Source organism: Streptomyces sp. NPDC058864, assembly GCF_042742985.1.
Classification (GTDB): Bacteria; Actinomycetota; Actinomycetes; order Streptomycetales; family Streptomycetaceae; genus Actinacidiphila.
Genome location: NZ_JBHYMQ010000011.1, coordinates 133,019 through 155,675, shown reverse-complemented (window position 1 = coordinate 155,675; position 22,657 = coordinate 133,019). Strand labels below are relative to the sequence as shown.

General features: G+C 75.0%; 2 protein-coding genes. Both read left to right on the top strand.

Annotated elements, in window-relative coordinates; genetic code table 11:
* The first annotated feature begins 247 nt into the window (after positions 1-247).
* Positions 248-22,087 (top strand): non-ribosomal peptide synthase/polyketide synthase, encoded by a 21,840-nt coding sequence (locus ACFW3D_RS11745; RefSeq protein WP_500503905.1) that lies wholly within the window; start codon positions 248-250, stop codon positions 22,085-22,087.
* Positions 22,084-22,290 (top strand): MbtH family protein, encoded by a 207-nt coding sequence (locus tag ACFW3D_RS11740; RefSeq protein WP_500503904.1) that lies wholly within the window; start codon positions 22,084-22,086, stop codon positions 22,288-22,290. Before ACFW3D_RS11745 ends, ACFW3D_RS11740 begins: the two co-directional genes overlap by 4 nt.
* The last annotated feature ends 367 nt before the right edge of the window (positions 22,291-22,657 follow it).

Sequence of the window (22,657 nt, the reverse complement as noted above, 5' to 3'; positions counted from 1 at the left end):
CAACACCACGAGCAGGGCTGGGCGCAGGCTTCTGCGCGCGGTCACCGGCCTGGCTCCACGGCCACCATCCTTAGGTTAGGCACACCTTAACCCTACCGCCGTGAGCTGTGCCGTCGTGCCCCCGAGGGGAGGTCTATCAAGTTAGGTAATGCTTACCTTAATATGGCCAGCGGTCACGGCTCGGCCGAGTCGGTTCCGCACGTCTTGGGAGGCACGGGCACCTGTGTCGGGTAACGAAGAACTGGTGATGACGGCAATGGACTTCTGGCGTGAGCGGCTGATTCCGCTCGCACAGGAGACCGTCCTCCCCATCGACCTCCCGTATCCGCAGCACCCCGCGGGACCCGCCGCGGCCCGCTCCCGCGCCCTGCCCGGCACCGCCGCGGCGGAGGAACGGCACCTCGCGGCGTACGTCGCCCTGCTCCACCACTACGGCAGCGGCGCCACCGACCTCGTCCTCGCCCACGACGGGCTGCCGCTGCGCGTCGCCCTCACCGCGGACACCACCTTTGCCGGGCTCACCGCGCGCGTCGCCGACGCCGCGGAGCGCGCCCGCGCCCACCGCGTCCCCGCGGGCGGGCTTGCCGCCGAACTGGGCGCCGCGGCGACCCGCGGCGGCGGACTGCTCTGCAACACCGGCTTCGCCGCCGGGGACTGGTCCGGCGGCCCCCTCGACCTCGAACTGCGGGTGACCCCCGGCGAGGTCCACGCCGCGTACCGCCCCGACCTCTTCGAGGCCGCGACCGTCGACCGGATCCTCGGCCACTACGCGACGCTGCTCGCCGACGCGACCGCGCACCCGGACCGCGCCGTCGGCGACCTCGCGCTGCTGGACGGCCCCGAACGGCACCGCGTCCTCCACGAGTGGAACGACACCGGACACGACGTGCCGCTCGCCACCTGGCCCGCCATGTTCGCCGAGCAGGTCCGCACCCGGCCCGACGAGACCGCCCTGGTCTTCGAGGACGTCCGCCTCACCTACGCCGAACTCGACGCCCGCGCCAACCGGCTGGCCCACGCCCTGACCGCCCGCGGCGCCGGCCCCGAGACGGTGGTGGCGCTGGCGGTGCCGCGCTCGGCCGAACTCATCGTCGCCGAGGTCGCCGTGCTCAAGTCCGGCGCCGCCTACCTCCCGGTCGACACCGACTACCCCGCCGACCGCGTCGCCTACATGCTCGCCGACGCCGCGCCGGTCTGCCTCCTCACCACCGCCGAGGTCGCCGCGGAGCTGCCCGGCGAGGTGCCCACCCTGATCGTCGACACCCCGGACACGGTCGCCGAGCTCGCCGGGCTCCCGGACCACGCCCCCGACCTCGGCGGCCGGCTGACGGTCGCGAACGCCGCCTACGTCATCTACACCTCCGGGTCCACCGGCCGGCCCAAGGGCGTCGTCCTCTCCCACGCCGGTGTCGCCAAGCTCGTCGCCACCCAGAGCGAGCGCTTCGGCATCGGCCCGCACAGCAGGGTGCTGCAGTTCGCCTCCCCGAGCTTCGACGTCGCCTTCTGGGACCTGTGCCTCGGCCTGCTCTCCGGCGGACGCCTCGTCGTCGTACCCTCCGAACGACGCGTGCCCGGGCCGCCGCTCGCCGACTACGCGAACGCCAACGGCATCACCTTCATGATCCTGCCGCCCGCGCTGCTCGCCGCCATGCCCGACGACGTGCGGCTGCCCGCGGAGGCGACGCTGCTGGCCGGCACCGAGCGCGTCTCGCCCGAACTCGTCGTCCGCTACGCGCGCGGCCGCATGATGTTCAACGCCTACGGCCCGACCGAGGCGACCACCAACTCCACCCTCGGCCTGTGCGACCCCGACACCCCGGCCGGGACGATCGTGCCGATCGGCGTGCCCGACCCCGGCACCCGGGCGTACGTCCTCGACGCCCGGCTGCGCCCGGTCCCCGCCGGAGTCGCGGGAGAGCTCTACCTCGGCGGCGCCGGACTCGCCCGCGGCTACCTCGGGCGGCCCGACCTGACGGCCGAGCGCTTCGTCGCCGACCCCTTCGGCGAGCCGGGGGAGCGGCTGTACCGCACCGGCGACCTCGTGCGCTGGAAGCCGGACGGGCGGCTGGAGTTCCTCGGCCGCGTCGACAGCCAGGTCAAGATCCGCGGCTTCCGCATCGAGCCCGGCGAGATCGAGTCCGTGCTGCGCGCCCACCCCGCCGTCGCCCAGGCCGCCGTCGTCGTCCGCGAGGACCGGCCCGGCGACCGGCGGCTGGCCGCCTACGTCGTGCCGGCGCTCGACGGCGAGGCCGAGGTCGCCGAGTGGAAGGACCTGCACGAACTCCTCTACTCCGCGGCGGGCTCCGAGGGCTTCCAGGAGAACTTCGCGGGCTGGAACAGCATGTACGACGGGCTGCCCATCCCGCTCGCGGACATGCGCGAGTGGCGGACGGCCACCGTCGAGCGCATCGCCGCGCTCGCGCCGCGCCGCGTCCTGGAGATCGGTGTCGGCAGCGGCCTGCTGCTCTCCCGCCTGGCCCCCGGCTGCGAGACGTACTGGGGCACCGACGTCTCCGAGGAGGCCGTCGCCGCCCTGCGCGCCCAGATCCGCGACGTGCCGGAACTCGCCGGGCGCGTCGAGCTGTCGGCCCGCCCCGCGCACGACACCGCCGGTCTGCCCGAGGGCCACTTCGACGTCGTCGTCGTCAACTCCGTCGCCCAGTACTTCCCCGGCGCGGACTACCTCGAGGACGTGCTGCGCAAGGCGGCCGCCCTGCTCGCCCCCGGCGGTGCGATCTTCGTCGGCGACGTGCGCAACCTGCGGCTGCTGCGCACCCTGCGCGCCGCGGTGGAGAGCCGCCGCGGTGCCGGCGACGGCACCGACGCCTCCGACGACAAGGAGGCGCTGCGCGCCGCCGTCGACCGCTCGGTGGCGTGGGAGGGCGAACTCCTCGTCGACCCCGACTGGTTCGCCGGCCTCGACGGCTTCGCCGCGCAGGTGCGGATCAAGCGCGGCGTCTATCACAACGAGCTGACCCGCTACCGCTACGACGTCGTCCTGCGCGCGGCGGCGGACGCCACCCCCGACACGGGTGACGAGATCGCGTGGGCCGCGCTCGGCGGCCTCGACGCCCTGGACGCCCGGCTCGCCGCGCGCCCGGAGCGGCTGCGCGTCACCGCCGTGCCCAACGCCCGCCTCACCGAGGACCTCGACGCGCTCGCCGTCCTCGACGACAGCAGCCGCCCCGGCGCCGGCGGCGTCGGCAGCGTCGATCCCGAATCGCTGCACGAACTCGCCGCGCGGCACGGCCTGTCCGCGGTCCTCACCTGGACCGGCGACGCCGACGACGGCAGCGTCGACGCCGTCTTCGTCCCCGAGGGCGCCGACCCCGGCCCGCTGTACCGCCCCGGCGGCGGCCGCCCGCCCGCCAACCGGCCCGCCCCCTTCCGCGATGTCACGGCGCTGATGCGGACGCTGCGCGCGCACGCCGCCGACTTCCTGCCCGAGTACATGGTCCCCGCGGCCCTCGTGCCCCTGGACCGCCTGCCGGTGACGCCCAGCGGCAAGCTCGACGGCGCCGCCCTTCCCGTCCCCGACTACGCGGCCCTCAGCTCGGGCCGCGCCCCGCGCGACGCCCGCGAGGAACTGCTGTGCGCCTTGTACGCGCAGGCCCTCGGCGTGCGGACCGTCACCATCGACGATGACTTCTTCGCCCTCGGCGGCGACAGCATCGTCGCGATCCAGCTGCTCGTCCTCGCCCGCCGCGCCGGCCTGCGTCTCACCCCGCGCGACGTCTTCCGGCACCGCACCGTCGCCGCGCTCGCCGAGGTCGCCCGGGAGGGCGGTCCGGACGACACCACGGCGGAGAAGCAGGACGCGCCCCTGATCGCCCTGACGGACGCCGAACTCACCGCCCTGCGCGGCGAACTGACGGCCACGGTCGACGAGGTGCTGCCGCTCGGCCCGCTGCAGGAGGGCTTCTTCTTCCACGCCCTCGTCGACGGCGCCGACCACGACGCCTACGTCGTGCAGCAGGCCGTCGAGCTGTCCGGCCCCGTCGACGGCGCCGCCCTGCGCCGCGCCATGGAACGGCTCCTGGAGCGGCACGCGCCGCTGCGCGCCTGCTTCCGCCAGCTTCCCGGCGGCCGGCCCGTCCAGGTCGTCACCAGCGGGGCCGTGCTGCCCTGGCGCGAGGTCGACCTGTCCGCGCAGGAAGAGGACGTACGCCGCGGTCTCGCGGAGGCCGTTGCGGGCGACGAGCGGTCCCGCCCCTTCGACCTCGCCCGGCCGCCGCTGCTGCGCTGCGCGCTCGTCCGCCTCGGCGCGGACCGCAGCCGCCTGCTGCTGACGTTCCATCACATCGTCGCGGACGGCTGGTCGCTGCCCGTCCTGCACCGCGAGCTCATGGCCCTGTACGCGGACGACCCGGCGCCGCTGCCCGAGGTACCCGCCTACGCCGGCTACCTGCGCAGCGTCGCCGCCGCCGACCGGGACGCCGCCCGCGCCGCGTGGCGTACCGCGCTCGCCGGGCTGGAGGGCCCGACACGCCTGGTGGAGGCGCCCGCGGACGGCGGCCCCATCGAGCCCGCGCAGATCCGCGTGGAGCTCTCCGAGCGCGTCACGGCCCGCCTCGCGGCCCGCGCCCGCGAACTCGGCGTCACCCTCGGCACCGTCGTGCAGGGCGCCTGGGGCCTGCTGCTGGGCCGGCTGACCGGACAGCAGGACGTCGTCTTCGGCACCACCGTCTCCGGCCGCGACGTCGCCGTCGACGGCATCGACTCCATGGTGGGCCTCTTCATCAACACCCTGCCGACCCGGCTCGCCTGGGATCCGGCCACCGGCCTCGGCACGCTGTTGCGCCGCCTCCAGGACGAGCAGAGCGCCCTGCTGGACCACCAGCACCTCGGACTCGCGGAGATCCAGCGTGCCGCCGGGCACGCGGGCGGCGGCGAACTCTTCGACACCCTCGTCGTCTTCGAGAACTACCCCGCCGAGACAGGTCTCGCCGACCCCTCGGGCGCCGTGCGCGTCACCGGCCACGCCTTCCACGACACCGTGCACTATCCGCTCGCGCTCATCGTGAAGCCCGGCCGCCGCATGGACCTGCGGCTCAAGCACCACGGGCGCCGCATCGACGCCGACGCCGTCCGCGCCCTCGGCGGCCGGCTCACGCTGCTGCTGGAGGCGATCGCCGACGACCCCGGCCGCCCGGTGGCCTCCGTCGACCTGCTCACCCCGCGCGAGCACGACACCGCCCACCTCGACGGCGCCGTCCGCGACGTCCCCGCCACCACGCTGCCCGCCGTCATCGCCGCGCAGACCGCGCGTACGCCCGGCGCGACCGCCGTCGTGTACGGCGACACCACCCTGACGTACGCGGAACTCGACGCGCGCGCCGAGGCACTGGCCGCGCGGCTGCGCGCCCGCGGCGCCGGACCCGAGCGCTTCGTCGCCGTCGCCGTCCCGCGTTCGGCGGAGCTGATGGTGGCGCTGCTCGGCGTCCTCAAGTCCGGTGCGGCCTACCTGCCCGTCGACCTGGACTACCCGGCCGAGCGCGTCGCCTACATGCTCGCCGACTCCGGCGCCGCCACCGTCGTCACCACGGCGGCCGACGCCCCGCGGCTGCCCGCCGTGGAGGGTCTGACGCCGCTGCTGGTCGACGCCCCCGCCGAGGACGACGCCGAGCCGGCCGCGGTCGTCCCGGCCGGGCCCGACGACCCGGCGTACCTGATCTACACCTCCGGGTCCACCGGCCGCCCCAAGGGCGTCGTCGTCACCCACCGCGCCGTCGTCAACCGCCTCGCGTGGACGCAGGGCGAGTACGGCCTGACGGCCGAGGACCGCGTCCTGCAGAAGACCCCGTCCAGCTTCGACGTCAGCGTGTGGGAGTTCTTCTGGCCGCTGTGCGAGGGCGCCGCCGTCGTCCTGGCCCGGCCGGACGGACACCGCGACCCGGCCTATCTCGCAGGGCTCGTCCGCGAACAGCGGATCACCACCCTGCACTTCGTGCCCTCCATGCTGGAGGCGTTCCTCAGCACCCCGGAGGTGACCACCGACGCCTCGTGGGCGGCGAGCCTGCGCCGCGTCCTGAGCAGCGGCGAGGCCCTGCCGGGCGGTGCCGCCGCGCGCTGGCAGGCGCTCACCGGAGTGCCGCTGCACAACCTCTACGGGCCCACCGAGGCCGCCGTCGACGTCACCCACCACGCCTTCGACGGCGCCCCGGACACCACCGTGCCCATCGGGCGCCCCGTGTGGAACACCGGACTACGCGTGCTGGACGCCTGCCTGCACCCCGTACCGGAGGGCGTGCCCGGCGAGCTCTACCTGACCGGTGCGCAGCTCGCCCGCGGCTACCACGGCCGCTCCGCGCTCACCGCCGAGCGCTTCGTCGCCGACCCCTACGGCGCGCCGGGCACCCGCATGTACCGCACCGGCGACCTCGTGCGGCGCAGGGCCGATGGCACGGTGGAATACCTGGGCCGCACCGACCGCCAGGTCAAGCTGCGCGGCAACCGCATCGAGCCCGGCGAGACCGAGGCTGCCCTCGTACGGCTCCCGGAGGTCGCCCAGGCCGCGGTGACGGTGCGCGAGCAGCGCCTCGTCGCGTACGTCGTCCCGGTGCGTGACTCCCGCCCGGACACCGCGGCCCTGCGCGCCGCCGTGGCCGGGCTGCTGCCCGCGCCGCTCGTCCCGGACGCCTTCGTGGTGCTGGACGCGCTTCCGCTGACCCCCAGCGGCAAGCTCGATCGCGCCGCGCTGCCCGCGCCCGAGGCCGAACGCGCCGCCGCCCGCGCCCCGCGCACCGACCGCGAGCGGACGCTGACGGAGGTCTTCGCGGCCGTCCTCGGCCTGCCGGACGCAGGGCCCGACGACGACTTCTTCCTCCTCGGCGGCGACAGCATCAGCTCCATCGGTGTGGCCAGCCGCGCCCGTGCCGCCGGTCTCGAACTGACCCCGCGCGACGTCTTCGAGCACCGCACCCCCGCCGCCCTCGCCCTGGCCGCCCGCACCGGCGCCGCCGCCCCGGACCGCACCGGGCCCGTCCGCCCCGAGCTGACGCCGGAGGAGACCGAGCGCGTCCACCGCACCGCAGGGGGAGCGGTCGCCGAGGTCTGGCCGCTCGCGCCCCTCCAGGAAGGCCTGTTCTTCCACTCCGCCTACGACGACGGCGCCCTGGACGTCTACACCGTCCACGAGACCTTCGACTTCGCCGAGCGCCTGGACGAGGACCGGCTGCGCGCCGCCGCACGCACCCTGCTCGCCCGCAACCCCGGGCTGCGCGCCGGGTTCACCAGCGACGGGCTGCGCCAGCCGGTGCAGTTCATCGTCGCCGAGCCCGAGGTGCCGCTGGAGAGCGTCGACCTGTCGGCCCTGCCCGCCGCCGAGCAGGAGGCGCGGCTGCGCGCCCTGATGGACGAGGAGCGCACCCGCCGCTTCGACCTGTCCGCGCCGCCCCTGTTCCGCATGCTGCTCGTACGCCGCGGCGCGGAGCTCGGCGACCGGCTCGTCATCGGCCGCCACCTGATCCTGTGGGACGGCTGGTCCGCCTGGCTCTTCCTCGACCAGCTCTTCGCCCTCTACGCGACCGGCGGCGACGACACCGGCCTGCCGCGCCCCGGCTCGTACGGGGACTACCTGGCGTGGCTCGGCACCCAGGACGACGCCGCCGCGACCGCCGCCTGGCGCGGCGCGCTGGCGGGCCTGGAGGAGCCCACCCTGCTCGTCCCGGCCGTCGCCGACGCGGGTCTGGAACCCGTCATCCCCGAGCAGCTGGACGCGCTGCTCCCCGCGGAACTCGGCGACTCGCTGCGCGAACGGGCCCGCGCCCACGGCCTCACCCTCAACACGGTGCTCAACGCCGCCTGGGGCCTGACGCTGGCCTCCGCGACCGGCCGCACCGACGTGGTGTTCGGCACCACCGTCGCGGGCCGGCCGACCGAGGTGCCGGACGTGGAGAACGTCATCGGCATGTTCCTCAACACGGTGCCCGCCCGCGTCGCCCTCGACCCGGCGGAGTCCGTCCTCGGCCTGCTGCGGCGCATCCAGGGCGAACGGCTGGAGCTCATGCCGTACGAGTACCTGGGCCTCGGCGTGCTCCAGGCCGAGACCGGCCACCGGCGGCTGTTCGACACCCTCTTCGTGCTGCGCAACAACGACACCGAGGACCGCCTTGAGCGGCTGCGCGCCGAGCACGGCGCCACGGCCGTCGCCAACGTCGACGCCACGCACTACCCCGTCAACCTGATCGTGACCCCGGGGCAGCGCGTCCTGGTCACCCTCGCGCACCGCCCCGACGTCGTCCCGCACGCCGCCGCCCGCGCGCTGCTGGACCGCTTCACCCTGCTGCTGGAGCGCATGGCGGCGGACCTGACGGCCCCCGTCGGCCGTCTCGACCCGCTGCTGCCCGCCGAACACGCCGCCCTGGAGCGGGAATGGGCCGGCAGCCGCGTGCCGGAACCCACCGAGACCATCGCCGACCTCCTCGCCGCGCAGGCCGGCCGGACCCCGGACGCCACCGCCCTCGTCTTCGGCGAGCGCACCCTCGGCTACGCCGAGCTGGACGCCGCCGTGAACCGCACGGCCCGGCTGCTGCTCGCCCGCGGCGCGGGACCGGAGAAGGTGGTCGCGCTGGGCCTGCCGCGTTCCGCCGAGATGGTCGTGGCCCTCTTCGCGGTGCTGCGCACCGGCGCCGCGTACCTGCCGCTGGAGCTGGACCACCCCGCCGACCGGCTCTCCCTGATGCTGGAGGACGCCCGCCCGCTGCTGCTCCTGACGAACGCCGCCGTCTCCGCCACCCTGGACGCCGGCACCCCGCGCGTCCTCCTCGACGACCCGGCGGTCGCCACCGAGCTGGCGGAGCTGTCCGACGCCCCGGTGGTCGCGAGTTTCAGCCTGGAGCACCCCGCGTACGTCATCTACACCTCGGGCTCCACCGGCCGCCCCAAGGGCGTGGTCACCCCCTACCGGGGCCTGACGAACATGCAGCTCAACCACCAGAAGGAGATCTTCGAACCGGCGATCGCCTCGGCCGGCGGACGGCGGCTGCGCGTCGCGCACACCGTCTCCTTCGCCTTCGACATGTCGTGGGAGGAGCTGCTGTGGCTCGTCGAGGGCCACGAAGTGCACGTCTGCGACGAGGAGCTGCGGCGTGACGCCCACGCCCTGACCGCGTACTGCGAGCGGCACCGCATCGACGTCGTCAACGTCACCCCGACCTACGCCCGCCTGCTCATCGAGGAGGGGCTGCTCGAAGGGCACGTCCCGCCGCTGGTGCTGCTCGGCGGCGAGGCCGTCCCCGAGACGGTCTGGACGCGACTGCGCGACACCGAGGGGACGTACGGCTACAACCTCTACGGACCGACCGAGTACACCATCAACACCCTCGGCGGCGGCACCCACGACAGCGTCACGCCCACCGTCGGCCGTCCCATCCGCGGCACCCGCGCCCACATCCTCGACGCCTGGCTGCGCCCGGTGCCGGACGGTGTGCCCGGTGAGCTGTACATCGCGGGCATCGGCCTGGCCCGCGGCTACCTCGACCGTCCGAGCCTGACCGCCGAGCGGTTCGTGGCCGACCCCTTCGGCGAGCCCGGCGAGCGCATGTACCGCACCGGCGACCTGGTGCGGCGGGGCCCGGGAGGCAACCTCGACTTCCTCGGGCGCACCGACGACCAGGTGAAGATCCGCGGCTACCGCGTCGAGCCCGGCGAGATCGAGACCGCCCTCAGCCGCCACGCGCGCGTCTCCCAGGCCGCCGTCGTCGTCCGCGACGACCGGCTGATCGGCTACGTCGTCCCCGCCCCCGCCGAGGCCGCCGAACGCGAGTCCACCGAGCGCGCCCAGGTCGGCGAGTGGCAGGAGATCTACTCCGACGAGTACGAGGAGATCTCCACCGCCGTCTTCACCGAGGCGTACGCGGGCTGGGACAGCTCCTACGACGGGCGGCCCATCGCCTTCGACGACATGCACGAGTGGCGCGAGGCCACCCTCGCCCGCATCCGCGAACTGCGGCCGCGCCGCGTCCTGGAGATCGGTGTCGGCTCCGGCCTGCTGCTGTCCCGGCTGGCCCCGGACGCCGAGGCCTACTGGGCCACCGACTTCGCCGCCCCCGTCATCCGCAAGATCGGTGAGGAACTGCGGCGCGACCCGGAACTGGCGGCGAAGGTCGAGCTGCGCTGCCGTCCCGCCGACGACCTGGAGGGGCTGCCCGCGGGGTACTTCGACACGATCGTCATCAACTCCGTCATCCAGTACTTCCCGAGCGCGGCCTACCTGGAGTCGGTCGTCCGCGGCGCCATGGCACTGCTCGCCCCCGGCGGCGCGCTCTTCGTCGGCGACGTCCGCAACCTGCGGCTGGCCCGCACCTTCCACACCGAGATCCAGCACGCCCGCGGCACCGACGGCGCGGAGTTCGAGCGGGCCGTGGAGCGCGGCCTGCGCCTGGAGAAGGAACTCCTGGTCGACCCGGACTTCTTCGCGCACCTCGGCCACGGCCTCGACCTGCGCACCAAGCGCGGACACCACCACAACGAGCTGACCCGGCACCGCTACGACGCCGTGCTCTACCGCGGTGAGCCCGCGGTGCGGCTGGGCGACGAGCCCGAGACGGTGTGGTCGCCCGGTCTTCCCGAGCGGTTGCGCGAGGAGCGCCCCGCGCGGCTGCGCGTCACCGGCGTGCCGGACGGCCGCGTCCGTCCGGACGGCGTCGACCCGGAGACCCTGCACGACCTGGGCTCCGGTCTCGGCTACCGCGTGCTGACGACGTGGGGTGCCGAAACGGGCACCTACGAGGCCGTGTTCGTCCCCGCCGGCACCACCGGCACGACCGCCGGGCTGTACCGGGCGGGCGGCGGCAGCGCCCCGTACGCCAACGACCCGGCGGCGGCCCGCGACGCCAGCGCCCTCGTGCGCGTGCTGCGCGAGGACCTGAAGCGCGAACTTCCCGAGTACATGGTCCCCGCGGCCTTCGTCACCCTCGACCGGCTGCCGATGAACGCCAACGGCAAGCTGGACGTCCGGGCGCTGCCCGACGCCGAGCCGGCCGTGGCCCTCGGCGGCGGACGCGGACCGCGCACCCCGCAGGAAGAGGTGCTGTGCCGCCTCTTCGCCGAGGTGCTGGCCCTGCCGTCGGTGGGCGCCGAGGACGACTTCTTCGACCTGGGCGGCCACTCGCTGCTCGCCACGCGCCTGGTCAGCCGGGCCCGCACCGAGCTCGGCGCGGAACTCGCCATCCGCGACCTCTTCGAGGCCCCGACGCCCGCGCGGCTCGCGGGCCGCGCCGACGCCGGGCGGCCCGTCCGCCCCGCGCTCACCGCGGCCGCCGAACGGCCCGGGCGGATCCCGCTCTCCGCCGCGCAGCGCCGCCTGTGGCTGGTGGAACGTCTGACCGGCGGCGGCTCCGCGTACAACTTCCCGCTCGTCTTCCGGCTGCGCGGCGCCCTGGACACGGACGCGCTGCGCCGGGCCCTGGGCGACGTCGCGTCCCGCCACGAGGCGCTGCGCACCCTCGTCGGCGAACACGACGGCGAGCCGTACCAGCGGATCGTGTCCGCGGACCAAGCGCTGCCGGAGTTCTCGGTCGCCGAGTGCGCCGAGGCGGACCTCGCCGGGCTGATCGAGGCGGCCCAGCGCCGTCCCTTCGACCTGTCGACGGAACTGCCGCTGCGCTGCGAGGTGTTCCGGGTCGGTGCCGACGACCACGTGGTGGCCGTCGTGCTCCACCACATCACCACCGACGAGTGGTCCGACCGCCCCTTCACGGTGGACCTGACCGCCGCCTACACCGCCCGCGCCGCGGGCTCCGCCCCGGCCTGGCAGCCGCTGCCCGTCCAGTACGCGGACTACACGCTCTGGCAGGAGCGTCTCCTCGGCACGGTCGGCGGCACGCAGCTCTCCTACTGGACCGAGCGGCTGCGCGACCTGCCCGAGGAACTGACGCTGCCGCTGGACCGGACGCGTCCCGCCGCGCCCACCGGCGCCGGGGCGATCGTGCGCGGCGAGGTCCCGGCGGACCTCGGCCGGGAGCTGCGGGAGCTGTCCACCGCGACCGGCACCAGCATGTTCATGCTCTTCCAGGCCGCGACGGCGGCTCTGCTGCACCGCCTCGGCGCGGGCGAGGACGTGCCGCTCGGCGCACCCATCGCGGGCCGCACCGACAGCGGCCTGGACGACCTCGTCGGCTTCTTCGTCAACACCCTCGTGCTGCGCACCGACCTGTCCGGCGATGCACTGACGTTCCGTCAGCTGTTGGGGCGGGTGCGTGAGTCCGCGCTGGCGGCGTTCGAGCACCAGGACATGCCCTTCGACCGGGTCGTGGAGGCGGTGAACCCGCCGCGCGCGGCGGGCCGCAACCCGCTGTTCCAGGTGATGCTGGGCTACCACCACCGCCCGGACGGCGACCCCGACGTCTTCGGGCTGCCCACCGAGTGGTTCGACATGGACACCGGCACGGCCAAGTTCGACCTGGACTTCACCTTCGTCGACCACGGCGAGGCGCACCCGCTGGCACTGCTGCTGGAGTACGCCACCGACCTGGCCGACGAGGCCACCGCGGCGCTGCTCGTCGCCCGGCTGGTCCTGCTGCTGCGGCAGGCCGCGGCCCACCCGGACGCCCGGCTGGCCGAGTTCGACCTGCTCACCCCCGCCGAGCACGAGGCCGCCGCCGTCGCCTGGAACGACACGGCACGGCACCCCGCCGAGACCCGCGCGGTGCCGGAGATCCTCGCCGACACCGTCCGATCCCACCCGGAGCGGACGGCGCTCGTCACCCCCGAGGGCGCGCTGACCTTCGCCGAACTGGGCGCCCGCGTCGACACCATCGCCGCCCTGCTGCGAGGTCACGGCGCCGCCGAGGGTGCCGTCGTCGGCCTCGCGCTGCCGCGGCACGCCATGGTCCCCGCGATCCTCGGCGTGCTCGCCTCCGGCGCCGGCTACCTGCCGCTCGACCCCGCCCTGCCCGCCGACCGGCTGGAGTTCATGCTCCGCGACACTGCACCGGTCTGCCTGCTGACCACCGCCGACCTCGCCGAACGCCTCCCGGCCGCGCCGGGCGTCGTACGGCTGCTGCTCGACGGGCCCCTGCCCGAGGCAGAGTTCGCGCGCCCGGCCGGGTACCCGGCGCTGAGCGCCGCGTACACGATCTACACCTCCGGTTCCACCGGCACCCCCAAGGGCGTCGTCGGCACCCACCGGGGCCTGTCCAACCTCTTCGGCGCGCACCTGCGCGACATGATCGAACCGGCGGTCCGCGCCACCGGCCGCGAGGTCCTGAAGGCCGCGCACACCGCCTCGTTCAGCTTCGACGGGTCGTGGGACCCGCTGCTGTGGCTGCTGGCGGGCCACGAACTCCACGTCGTGGACGAGGCCACGATGCTCGACCCGGCCGGTCTGCCGGCGCATCTGGCCGAGCAGGCAGTGGACTACGCCGACTTCACCCCGACCTACCTGGGCGAGCTGATGCACCACGGCTTCCTCGCCCCCGGCGGCCACGCGCCCGCCGTCCTCACCGTCGGCGGCGAGGCCACCCCGGCCGCGCTGTGGCGACGGCTCACCACGCTGCCCGGCACGGTCGTCCACGACCTGTACGGGCCGACGGAATGCGCCGTCGACGCCTACGGCTGGCACGGCGGCCCCCCGGAGTGGGCGGCACCGCTCGACAACATCCGCGTCCACGTCCTGGACGCGCGGCTGCGCCCCGTCCCCGTCGGCGTGCCCGGCGAGCTGTACCTCGCCGGTGCGGGTCTGGCCCGCGGCTACCTCGGCCGGCCGGGCCTGACCGCCGAGCGGTTCGTGGCCGACCCGTACGGCACCCCCGGCGAGCGCATGTACCGCACCGGCGACCTGGCGCGGCGCCGAAGCGATGGGACGCTGGAGTACCTGGGCCGCGCCGACGACCAGGTCAAGATCCGCGGCTTCCGCGTCGAGCTCGGCGAGATCGAGTCCGTCCTCACCGCCGACCCCGGTGTGTCGGCGGCCGCCGTCCTCGTCCGGGAGGACACCCCCGGCGTGCCGCGCCTCGTCGCGTACGTCGTCCCCGCCCCCGGCCACGAGCCCGACCCGGCCGCGCTGCGCGCTCGCGCCGCCGCCGCGCTGCCCGAGCACATGGTGCCCGCGGCGTTCGTCGCCCTCGCGGCCCTGCCGCGTACCGTCAACGGCAAGCTGGACCGGTCCGCGCTGCCCGCGCCCGACCTGTCCGCCGCCGTCGGAGGCCGCCTGCCCCGCACCCCGCGCGAAGAGCTGCTGGCCGAGCAGTTCGCCGCCGTGCTGGGCCTGGAACGGGTCGGCATCGACGACGACTTCTTCGCGCTCGGCGGTCACTCGCTGCTCGCGATGCGCCTGATCAGCCGCATCCGTACGGCGGTCGGTGCCGAGGTGACGCTGCGCGCCGTCTTCGACGCCCCCACCGTCGCCCGGCTCGCGGCGCTGCTCGACGGCGAGAGCGCGGCGCAGCGTCCGCCGCTGGTCGCCGCCCGCGCCCTGCCCGAGCGGCTGCCGCTCTCCTCGGCCCAGCGCCGGCTGTGGCTGCTGCACCAGGTCGACGCCGCCGACCCCGCCTACAACCTCCCGGCCGCCTGGCGCCTGACCGGCGCCCTCGACCGCGCTGCGCTGGAAGCGGCGCTGAACGACCTCGTCGCCCGGCACAGCACCCTGCGCACGGTCTTCCCGGCCGTGGAGGGCGTGCCCCACCAGCACGTCCTGGCCCCGGAGCGCGTGCACCTGACGCTCGGCACCGCCGCCGCGGACGAGCTGCCCGGAATCGCCGCGCGGCCGTTCGACCTGGAGCGCGAACTCCCCCTGCGGGCCGCGCTGTCCGCGACCGGTCCGGACGAGCACGTGCTGCTGCTCGTGCTGCACCACATCGCCACCGACGAGTGGTCCGACCGGGCCCTGCTCGACGGCCTCGGCTCCGCCTACGCCGCACGCACCGCCGGCCACGCGCCCGACTGGGCCCCCTTGCCGGTGAGTTACGCCGACTACACGCTCTGGCAGCGCGATCTGCTGGAACACTCAGGCGACGACCTGCTCGCCTACTGGACGGAGACCCTGCGCGGCCTCCCCGAGGAACTGGCGCTGCCCACCGACCGGCCGCGGCCCCAGGAGTCCTCGCACACCGGCGGCACCGTGGGCTTCACGATCCGGCCGGAGCTGGAACGCGGCCTGCGCGCGCTCGCCCGCCGCGAGGGCGCCAGCATGTTCATGGTCTCCCAGGCCGCCGTCGCCGCCCTGCTGCACCGGCTCGGCGCGGGCGAGGACATCCCCCTCGGCGCGCCCGTCTCCGGACGTGCGGACGAGCGCCTGGAGGACCTGGTCGGCTTCTTCGTCAACTCCCTCGTGCTGCGCACCGACCTGTCCGGCGACCCCGGCTTCGCGGAGCTGCTGCGCCGCGTCCGGACCGCCGACCTGGCCGCGTACGAGCACCAGGACCTGCCCTTCGAGCGGCTGGTCGAAGCCCTCAACCCGGGCCGCTCGCTGGCCCGCCACCCGCTCTTCCAGGTGATGGTCGTCCACCTCGCCGAGCGCGCCGGCACGCCCGTGCTGCCGGGGCTCACGGCACGCCCGGAGCCGGTCGGCCAGGACACCGCCAAGTTCGACCTCAGCTTCGACTTCGTCGAGCAGGGCGAGGGCAACGGCATCCAGGGCTGGATCGAGTACAGCGCCGACCTCTTCGACCGCTCGACGGCCGAACTCCTCGCCCGGCGCATGGAGCGCCTGCTGGAGCAGGCCGCCGCAGAACCGGAGCGGCCGGTCGGGCACCTGGACGTACTGGACGACGAGGAGCGCGCCCGCGTCCTGGGAGAGTGGAACGCCACGGACCGGGCCGTGCCCGCCCTCACCCTCCCCGAGCTGTTCCGTGCCCAGGCCGCCGCCACCCCGTCCGCGACCGCGCTCATGGCCGAGGACGCCGCCGTCACCTACGCCGAACTGGACGCCCGCGTCGAACGCCTCGCCCACGCCCTCGCGGGCGCGGGCGTCGGCCCGGAGTCCACGGTGGCCGTCGCACTGCCGCGCTCGGCGGCCCTGGTCGTCACCCTGCTCGCCGTCCACCGCGCGGGCGGCGCCTACCTGCCGCTGGACACCGACTACCCGGCGGAGCGGCTGGCGTTCATGCTCGCCGACGCCCGCCCGGTGTGCGTGGTGACCGGCGACGGCGTCGACCTGCCGGACACCGACGCGCCGCGCCTGCTGGTCGACGCCGAGGGAACCCCGGCGGCGGACGCCGCCACAGGACCGCTCCCGCGGGCCTACGACCCGCGCCGGCCCGCGTACGTCATCTACACCTCCGGCTCGACCGGCCGCCCCAAGGGCGTCGTCGTGCCGCAGGAGGGCATCGTCAACCGCCTGCTGTGGATGCAGGACACCTACGGCCTGACCGCCGACGACCGCGTGCTGCAGAAGACGCCGTCGAGCTTCGACGTGTCGGTCTGGGAGTTCTTCTGGCCGCTGATCACCGGTGCGACGCTCGTCCTGGCCCGCCCCGAGGGCCACAAGGACCCGGCCTACCTGGCCGGGCTGATCCAGGAGAGCGGCGTCACCACGGCGCACTTCGTGCCGTCGATGCTGCGCGCCTTCCTCGACGAGCCCGCCGCGGCGGCCTGCACGGGCCTGCGCCGCGTCATCTGCAGTGGCGAGGCGCTGCCCGCCGCGCTCGCCGCCCGCTTCCACGAGGTGCTGGGCACGGCCGGGCTGCACAACCTGTACGGCCCGACCGAGGCGTCCGTCGACGTCACCGCCCACCAGGTCACCCCCGGTGCGGACGCCGTGCCGATCGGCCGCCCTGTGTGGAACACCCGCACCTATGTGCTCGACGCCTCCCTGCGCCCGGTTCCGCCCGGCGTGCCGGGGGAGCTGTACCTCGCGGGCGTCCAGCTGGCGCGCGGCTACCTCGGCCGGTCCGGGCTGACCGCGGAGCGGTTCGTCGCCGACCCGTACGGGGAGCCCGGCGCCCGCATGTACCGCACCGGCGACCTGGCCCGCTGGACGCGCGACGGAGAGCTGGAGTACCTGGGCCGCGTCGACGACCAGGTCAAGCTGCGCGGCTTCCGCGTCGAACCCGGCGAGATCGAGGGAGCGCTGACGCGGTACCCCGGCGTCGCCTCGGCCACGGTGCTGCTGCGCGACGAGCGCCTGGTGGCGTACGTCGTCCCCGCGCCGGGACAGGAGGCCGACCCGGCGGCGCTGCGCGCCCAGGCGGCCGCCGCGCTGCCGGAGCACATGGTGCCCGCCGCGTTCGTCGTCCTGGACGCCCTTCCGCTCACGCCGAACGGCAAGCTCGACCGCGCTGCCCTGCCCGCGCCGGACTTCGCCGCCCAGGTCACCGCGACCGCGCCCCGCACCCCGCGCGAGGAGCGCATGTGCGCGCTGGTCGCGGACGTCCTCGGCCTCGAACGGGTCGGTGCCGACGACGACTTCTTCACCCTCGGCGGCGACAGCATCGTCGCCATGCAGCTCGTCGTCCGGGCCCGCGCGGCCGGGCTGACGATCACCCCGCGCGACGTCTTCCGTCACAAGACGCCCGCGGGCCTGGCGACCGTCGCCGTCGACACCGTCCACGAGGACACGGAGGCCGACGCCGAGCTGCTGCCGGGCCTCACCGACGCAGAGCGCGCCGAACTCCGCGGCGCCGCGGCGTCCGAGGCGCTGCCGCTCTCCCCGCTCCAGGCGGGCCTGCTCTTCCACGCCTCCTTCGACTCGGGCGAGCAGGGCCCCGACGTCTACACCGTCCAGGTGTCGTACGACATCGAGGGCGAGGTCGACCCGGAGCGGCTGCGCGCCGCCGGGCAGGCCCTGCTCGACCGGCACGAGAGCCTGCGCGCGGGCTTCCGCTACCTCTCCTCCGGCCGTCCCGTTGCCGTCGTGCCGCGCTCGGTGCCGCTGCCGTGGCGCCACGTCGACCTCGCGGCCGTCCCGGACCCCGAGGGGGAGTGGGAGCGCCTGCTGCTGCAGGAACGCCGCCGCTTCGACCCCGCCGAACCCCCTTTGCTGCGGCTGCTGCTGGCCAGGACGGGCGACGGCGGCCACCGCCTCGTCCTGTCCCACCAGCACCTGCTGCTCGACGGCTGGTCGGTGCCCCGTCTGATGGCGGAACTGACCGCCCTTTACGACGGGACCACCCCGCCCGCCACCGCCCCCTATCGCGGCTACCTGCGCTGGCTCGCCGCCCAGGACCAGGCGGCCTCCGCGGCCGCCTGGGCCGAGGCCCTGGACGGACTGGAGGAGCCCACCCACCTGGTGCCCGCCGACGCCAACCGGGCGCCGGCCGTGCCGCGCACCCACACCGTCGAGGCCGGCGAGGAGCTGACGGAGGCGCTCGGCGCACTCGCCCGCCGCCGCGGGCTGACCGTCAACACCCTCGTGCAGGCCGCCTGGTCGATCGTGCTGTCCCGGCTGACCGGCCGCGACGACGTGGTGTTCGGCGCGACCGTCGCGGGCCGGCCGCCGGAGCTGGACGGCGTCGAGTCCATGATCGGCCTGTTCATCAACACCGTGCCCGTCCGGGTCCGGCTGAACGAGCGGGAGCCGGTCGGCGCCTTCCTGGACCGGCTCCAGGACGAGCAGTCCCGTCTGCTGCCGCACCAGCACCTCGGCCTGGCCGACATCCAGCGCGGCGCCGGGCTGGGCGACCTCTTCGACACGCTGATGGTGTTCGAGTCCTACCCGGTCGCCGACGACACCGACGACGCGGGCCTGCGCCTGTCCGTACGGGAGCACGAGGACTCCACGCACTACCCGTTCGCCTGGGCCGTAGAGCCCGACGAACGCCTGCGCCTTACGGCCGAGTTCCGCCCCGACCTGTTCACCCCGGCCGCCGCCGGCCGCATCGCCTCGGCCATGCTCTCCGTCCTGACGGCCATGGCCGCCGACCCGGACACCGCCGTCGGCCGCATCGACATCCTCGGCGACGCCGACCGGCGCCTGCTGCTGGAGACCTGGAACGACACGGCCCTGATCCCGCGGGCCGCCGACGCCACCGTCCCCGCCCTCTTCGCGGCGCAGGCAGCCGCGTCCCCGGACGCGGTCGCCGTCACCGACGCGTCCGTGACGTGGACCTTCGCCGAACTGGCCACACGCACCGGCCGACTGGCCCGTGTCCTGGCCGGCGCGGGTGCGGGTCCCGAGGGATTCGTGGCGCTGGCCCTGCCGCGCACCGCCGACCACATCACGGCGATCCTGGCCGTCATGACGGCGGGCGCCGGCTACCTGCCGATCGACCCCGACCTGCCCGCCGACCGCCTGCTCGACATGCTCGCCGACGCCCGCCCGCGGCTGATCCTCACCACGCGGGAACTCGCCGCGTCCCTGCCGGACACCGACGTTCCGGTGCTGCACCTGGACGCCCTCGACGGGCTGCCCGAGGCGGCCCCGCAGGCCCCGGCGCCCGACCACCCGGCGTACGTCATCTACACCTCCGGATCGACGGGCCGCCCCAAGGGCGTCGTCGTCACCCAGCGCAGCCTCGTCAACCTCTTCCACAGCCACCGCCACGACCTCCACGACCGCGCCAAGGAGCTGACCGGCCGCCGACACCTGCGGGTCGGCCACGCCTGGTCGTTCTCCTTCGACGCCTCCTGGCAGCCGCAGCTGTGGCTGCTGGACGGGCACGCGCTGCACATCGTCGACGACGAGACGCGCCGCGACGCGGAACTGCTCGCCGCCCTCATCCGCGACGAGGGGCTGGACTTCATCGAGGTCACCCCGTCCCTGCTCGCCCAGATGGCCGACGCCGGACTGATCCGCGACGGCCACTGCCCGCTGGCGGTGGTCGGCGTCGGCGGCGAGGCCGTACCCGATGCCCTCTGGTCGCGCCTGGCGGCCCTGGAGTCCACCGAGGCCTTCAACCTGTACGGGCCGACCGAGGCCACCGTCGACGCCCTCGTCGGACGGGTCGCCGACAGCGGCCGGCCCGTCGTCGGCCGCCCCGTCCACAACACGCGGGCGTACGTCCTGGACGCCTCGCTGCGCCTGGTCCCGCCCGGCGTCACCGGCGAGCTGTACCTGTCCGGCGCCGGGCTCGCCCGCGGCTACCTGGGCCGCCCCGACCTGACGGCGGAGCGGTTCGTCGCCGACCCGTTCGGCCCGCCGGGCGCCCGTATGTACCGCACCGGCGACCTCGCCCGGTGGACCGAGGAGGGGCAGCTCGAGTACGCCGGCCGCTCCGACGACCAGGTCAAGATCCGCGGTTACCGGATCGAGCTCGCCGAGGTCGAGACCGCCCTCGCCGCGCACGACGCCGTCGCCCGGGTCGTCGTCACCGCCCGCGAGGACCGGCCGCGCGTGCGGCAGCTCGTCGCGTACGTCGTCCCCGCGGAGGGCCGGACCGCCGACCCCGGCGCCCTGCGGGCCCACGTGGCGGCGACCCTGCCCGAGTACATGGTCCCGGCCGCCGTGGTCGTCCTGGAGCGGCTGCCGCTGCTGTCCAACGGCAAGCTGGACCGCAAGGCGCTGCCCGCCCCGGACTTCACCGCGGGCACGGGCGGCCGCAGGCCCGGCAACGACACCGAACGCACCCTGTGCGGCATCGTCGCCGAGGTGCTGGGACTGCCCGCGGAGGCCGTCGGCACCGACGACGACTTCTTCGCCCTCGGCGGCGACAGCATCGTCGCGATGCAGTTCGTCAGCAGGGCCCGTGCGGCCGGACTGCGGATCACCCCGCGCCAGGTGTTCCAGCACCGCGACGTGGCCGCGCTCGCCGAGGCGGCCGTACCGCTCGCGGGCGACGACCTGGTCCGCACCCACGACGACGGCACCGGTCTCGTCCCGCTCACCCCGATCATGCACGCCCTGCGCGAGCGCGGCGGCCCCATCTGGGGCTACCACCAGGCCGCCCTGCTGCAGACCCCGGCCGGCATGGACGAGGAGGCCCTGCTGACGGTCCTGCGCGCCGCGGCCGACCGGCACGACATGCTCCGCGCCCGCCTGGAACGCACGCGCACCCAGCCGTGCCACAAGGGCGACGGCGGCGAGCGGTGGGTGCTGCGGGTGCCCGCCCCGGGCACCGTCGACGTGGCGTCCTGGCTCGCCCGCGCCGACGTCGCCGGCGCGGACGACGCCGCTCTGCGGAAGGCGATCTCCGCCCACGCGCTCACCGCGCGGGCCGGGCTCGACCCGGACTCCGGCGACATGGTGCGCGCGGTGTGGTTCGACGCCGGGCCCGGGCGGCCGGGACGGCTGCTGCTGCTCCTGCACCACCTCGTCGTCGACGGTGTGACCTGGCGCATCCTCCTCCCCGACCTGGAGGAAGCCTGGGCGGCGGTCGCGGCGGGCCGTGCCCCCGAGCTGCCCCCCGTGGACGTCTCCTTCCGCCGCTGGTCCGAACTGCTCACGGCCCGCGCGCAGGACCCCTCCCGTGAGGACGAACTGCCCCGCTGGACCTCGGTCCTCGCGGACGGCGCCGGCCTGCCGCTGGCCCGCCCGCTGGACACGGAACGCGACACCGTCGAGAGCACCCGCTACCTGTCGCTGACCCTGCCCGCCGAGGTCACCGGACCCCTGCTCGGCCGGGTGCCCGCCGCGTACGGCGCGAGCGTCAACGACGTGCTGCTGACCGCCTTCGCGCAGGCCGTCGCCGACTGGCGGACCCGGCTGCTCGGCGCGGAGCCGGGCAGCGCGGTCCTCGTCGACCTCGAAGGCCACGGCCGTGAGGAGGAACTCGCCGGCAACGCCGACCTGTCCCGCACCATCGGGTGGTTCACCAGCGTCGTCCCGGTCCGCCTCGACCCGGGCCCCGCGGGCCTCGACCCCGACGAGGCCGTCGCCCGCGTCCGCGAGCACCTGACCGCCCCGCCCACCGGCGGCGCCGGACACGGCCTGCTGCGGCACCTCAACCCGGTCACCGGTCCGGAACTGGCCCGGCTCGCCGAACCGCAGATCGAGTTCAACTACATGGGCCGCTTCGACGTCCCCGAGGCCGCCGACTGGTCGTACGCGCCGGAGGGCGACGCCGCCGACCTCGACGCCGACCCCGGGATGCCCATGTCCCACGCCCTCACCCTCAACGCCCTCACCGAGGACCGCCCCGGCGGCCCCGAACTGAGCGCCCACTGGGCCTACGCCGGCGAACTCCTCACCGAGGAGGCCGTCCGGGATCTGGCGCAGACCTGGTTCCGGGCCCTTGAGGCCCTGGTCACACGGAAGGAAACCACCCGATGAGCAGCAACCCCTTCGAGAACCCCGACGGCGTCTACTCCGTCCTGGTCAACGCCGAGGGCCAGCACAGCCTCTGGCCGGAGTTCGTCACCGTCCCCGCCGGCTGGACGGTCGCCCACGGCCCGGCCGCCCGCCAGGAGTGCCTGGAGTACATCGAGACCAACTGGACCGACCTGCGCCCGAAGAGCCTCGTCGAGGGCCGGTAACCGCCCGCACGCGCCCAAGGGGCCGCCCCGCACCGTGCGGGTCGGCCCCTTTGCCGTACATCGGCCGACCGATGCGACCGAGGGCGAGCGCAGTTCCCTCGACAGGGAGTGAACAGGCCTGGTCGGCTGCGCATATGACCTCGGAGGCCGTGTGCGCGGGTTCGAGTGCTCTTTGTCGTTGCTGCGCACCGTTCGCGACTGAGCCTCCCGGACCCTGATGCCAACCGACTGGGCGGCAGCCTCCCAAGTTACGCGATTGTCGCTGGTGGTCAGGAGCAGTTCAGGCACTAGTACGAGAGTTCGATGCAGCAGGTACTCGTCGGGACACCCTTGGATCAACCCATGTCATATGGGCTGATCAACGCCT

Excerpts from the sequence above, each read along its gene's own strand:
- ACFW3D_RS11745 (WP_500503905.1), top strand. The coding sequence starts at position 248 with ATGACGGCAATGGACTTCTGGCGTGAGCGGCTGATTCCGCTCGCACAG.
- ACFW3D_RS11740 (WP_500503904.1), top strand. The coding sequence starts at position 22,084 with ATGAGCAGCAACCCCTTCGAGAACCCCGACGGCGTCTACTCCGTCCTG.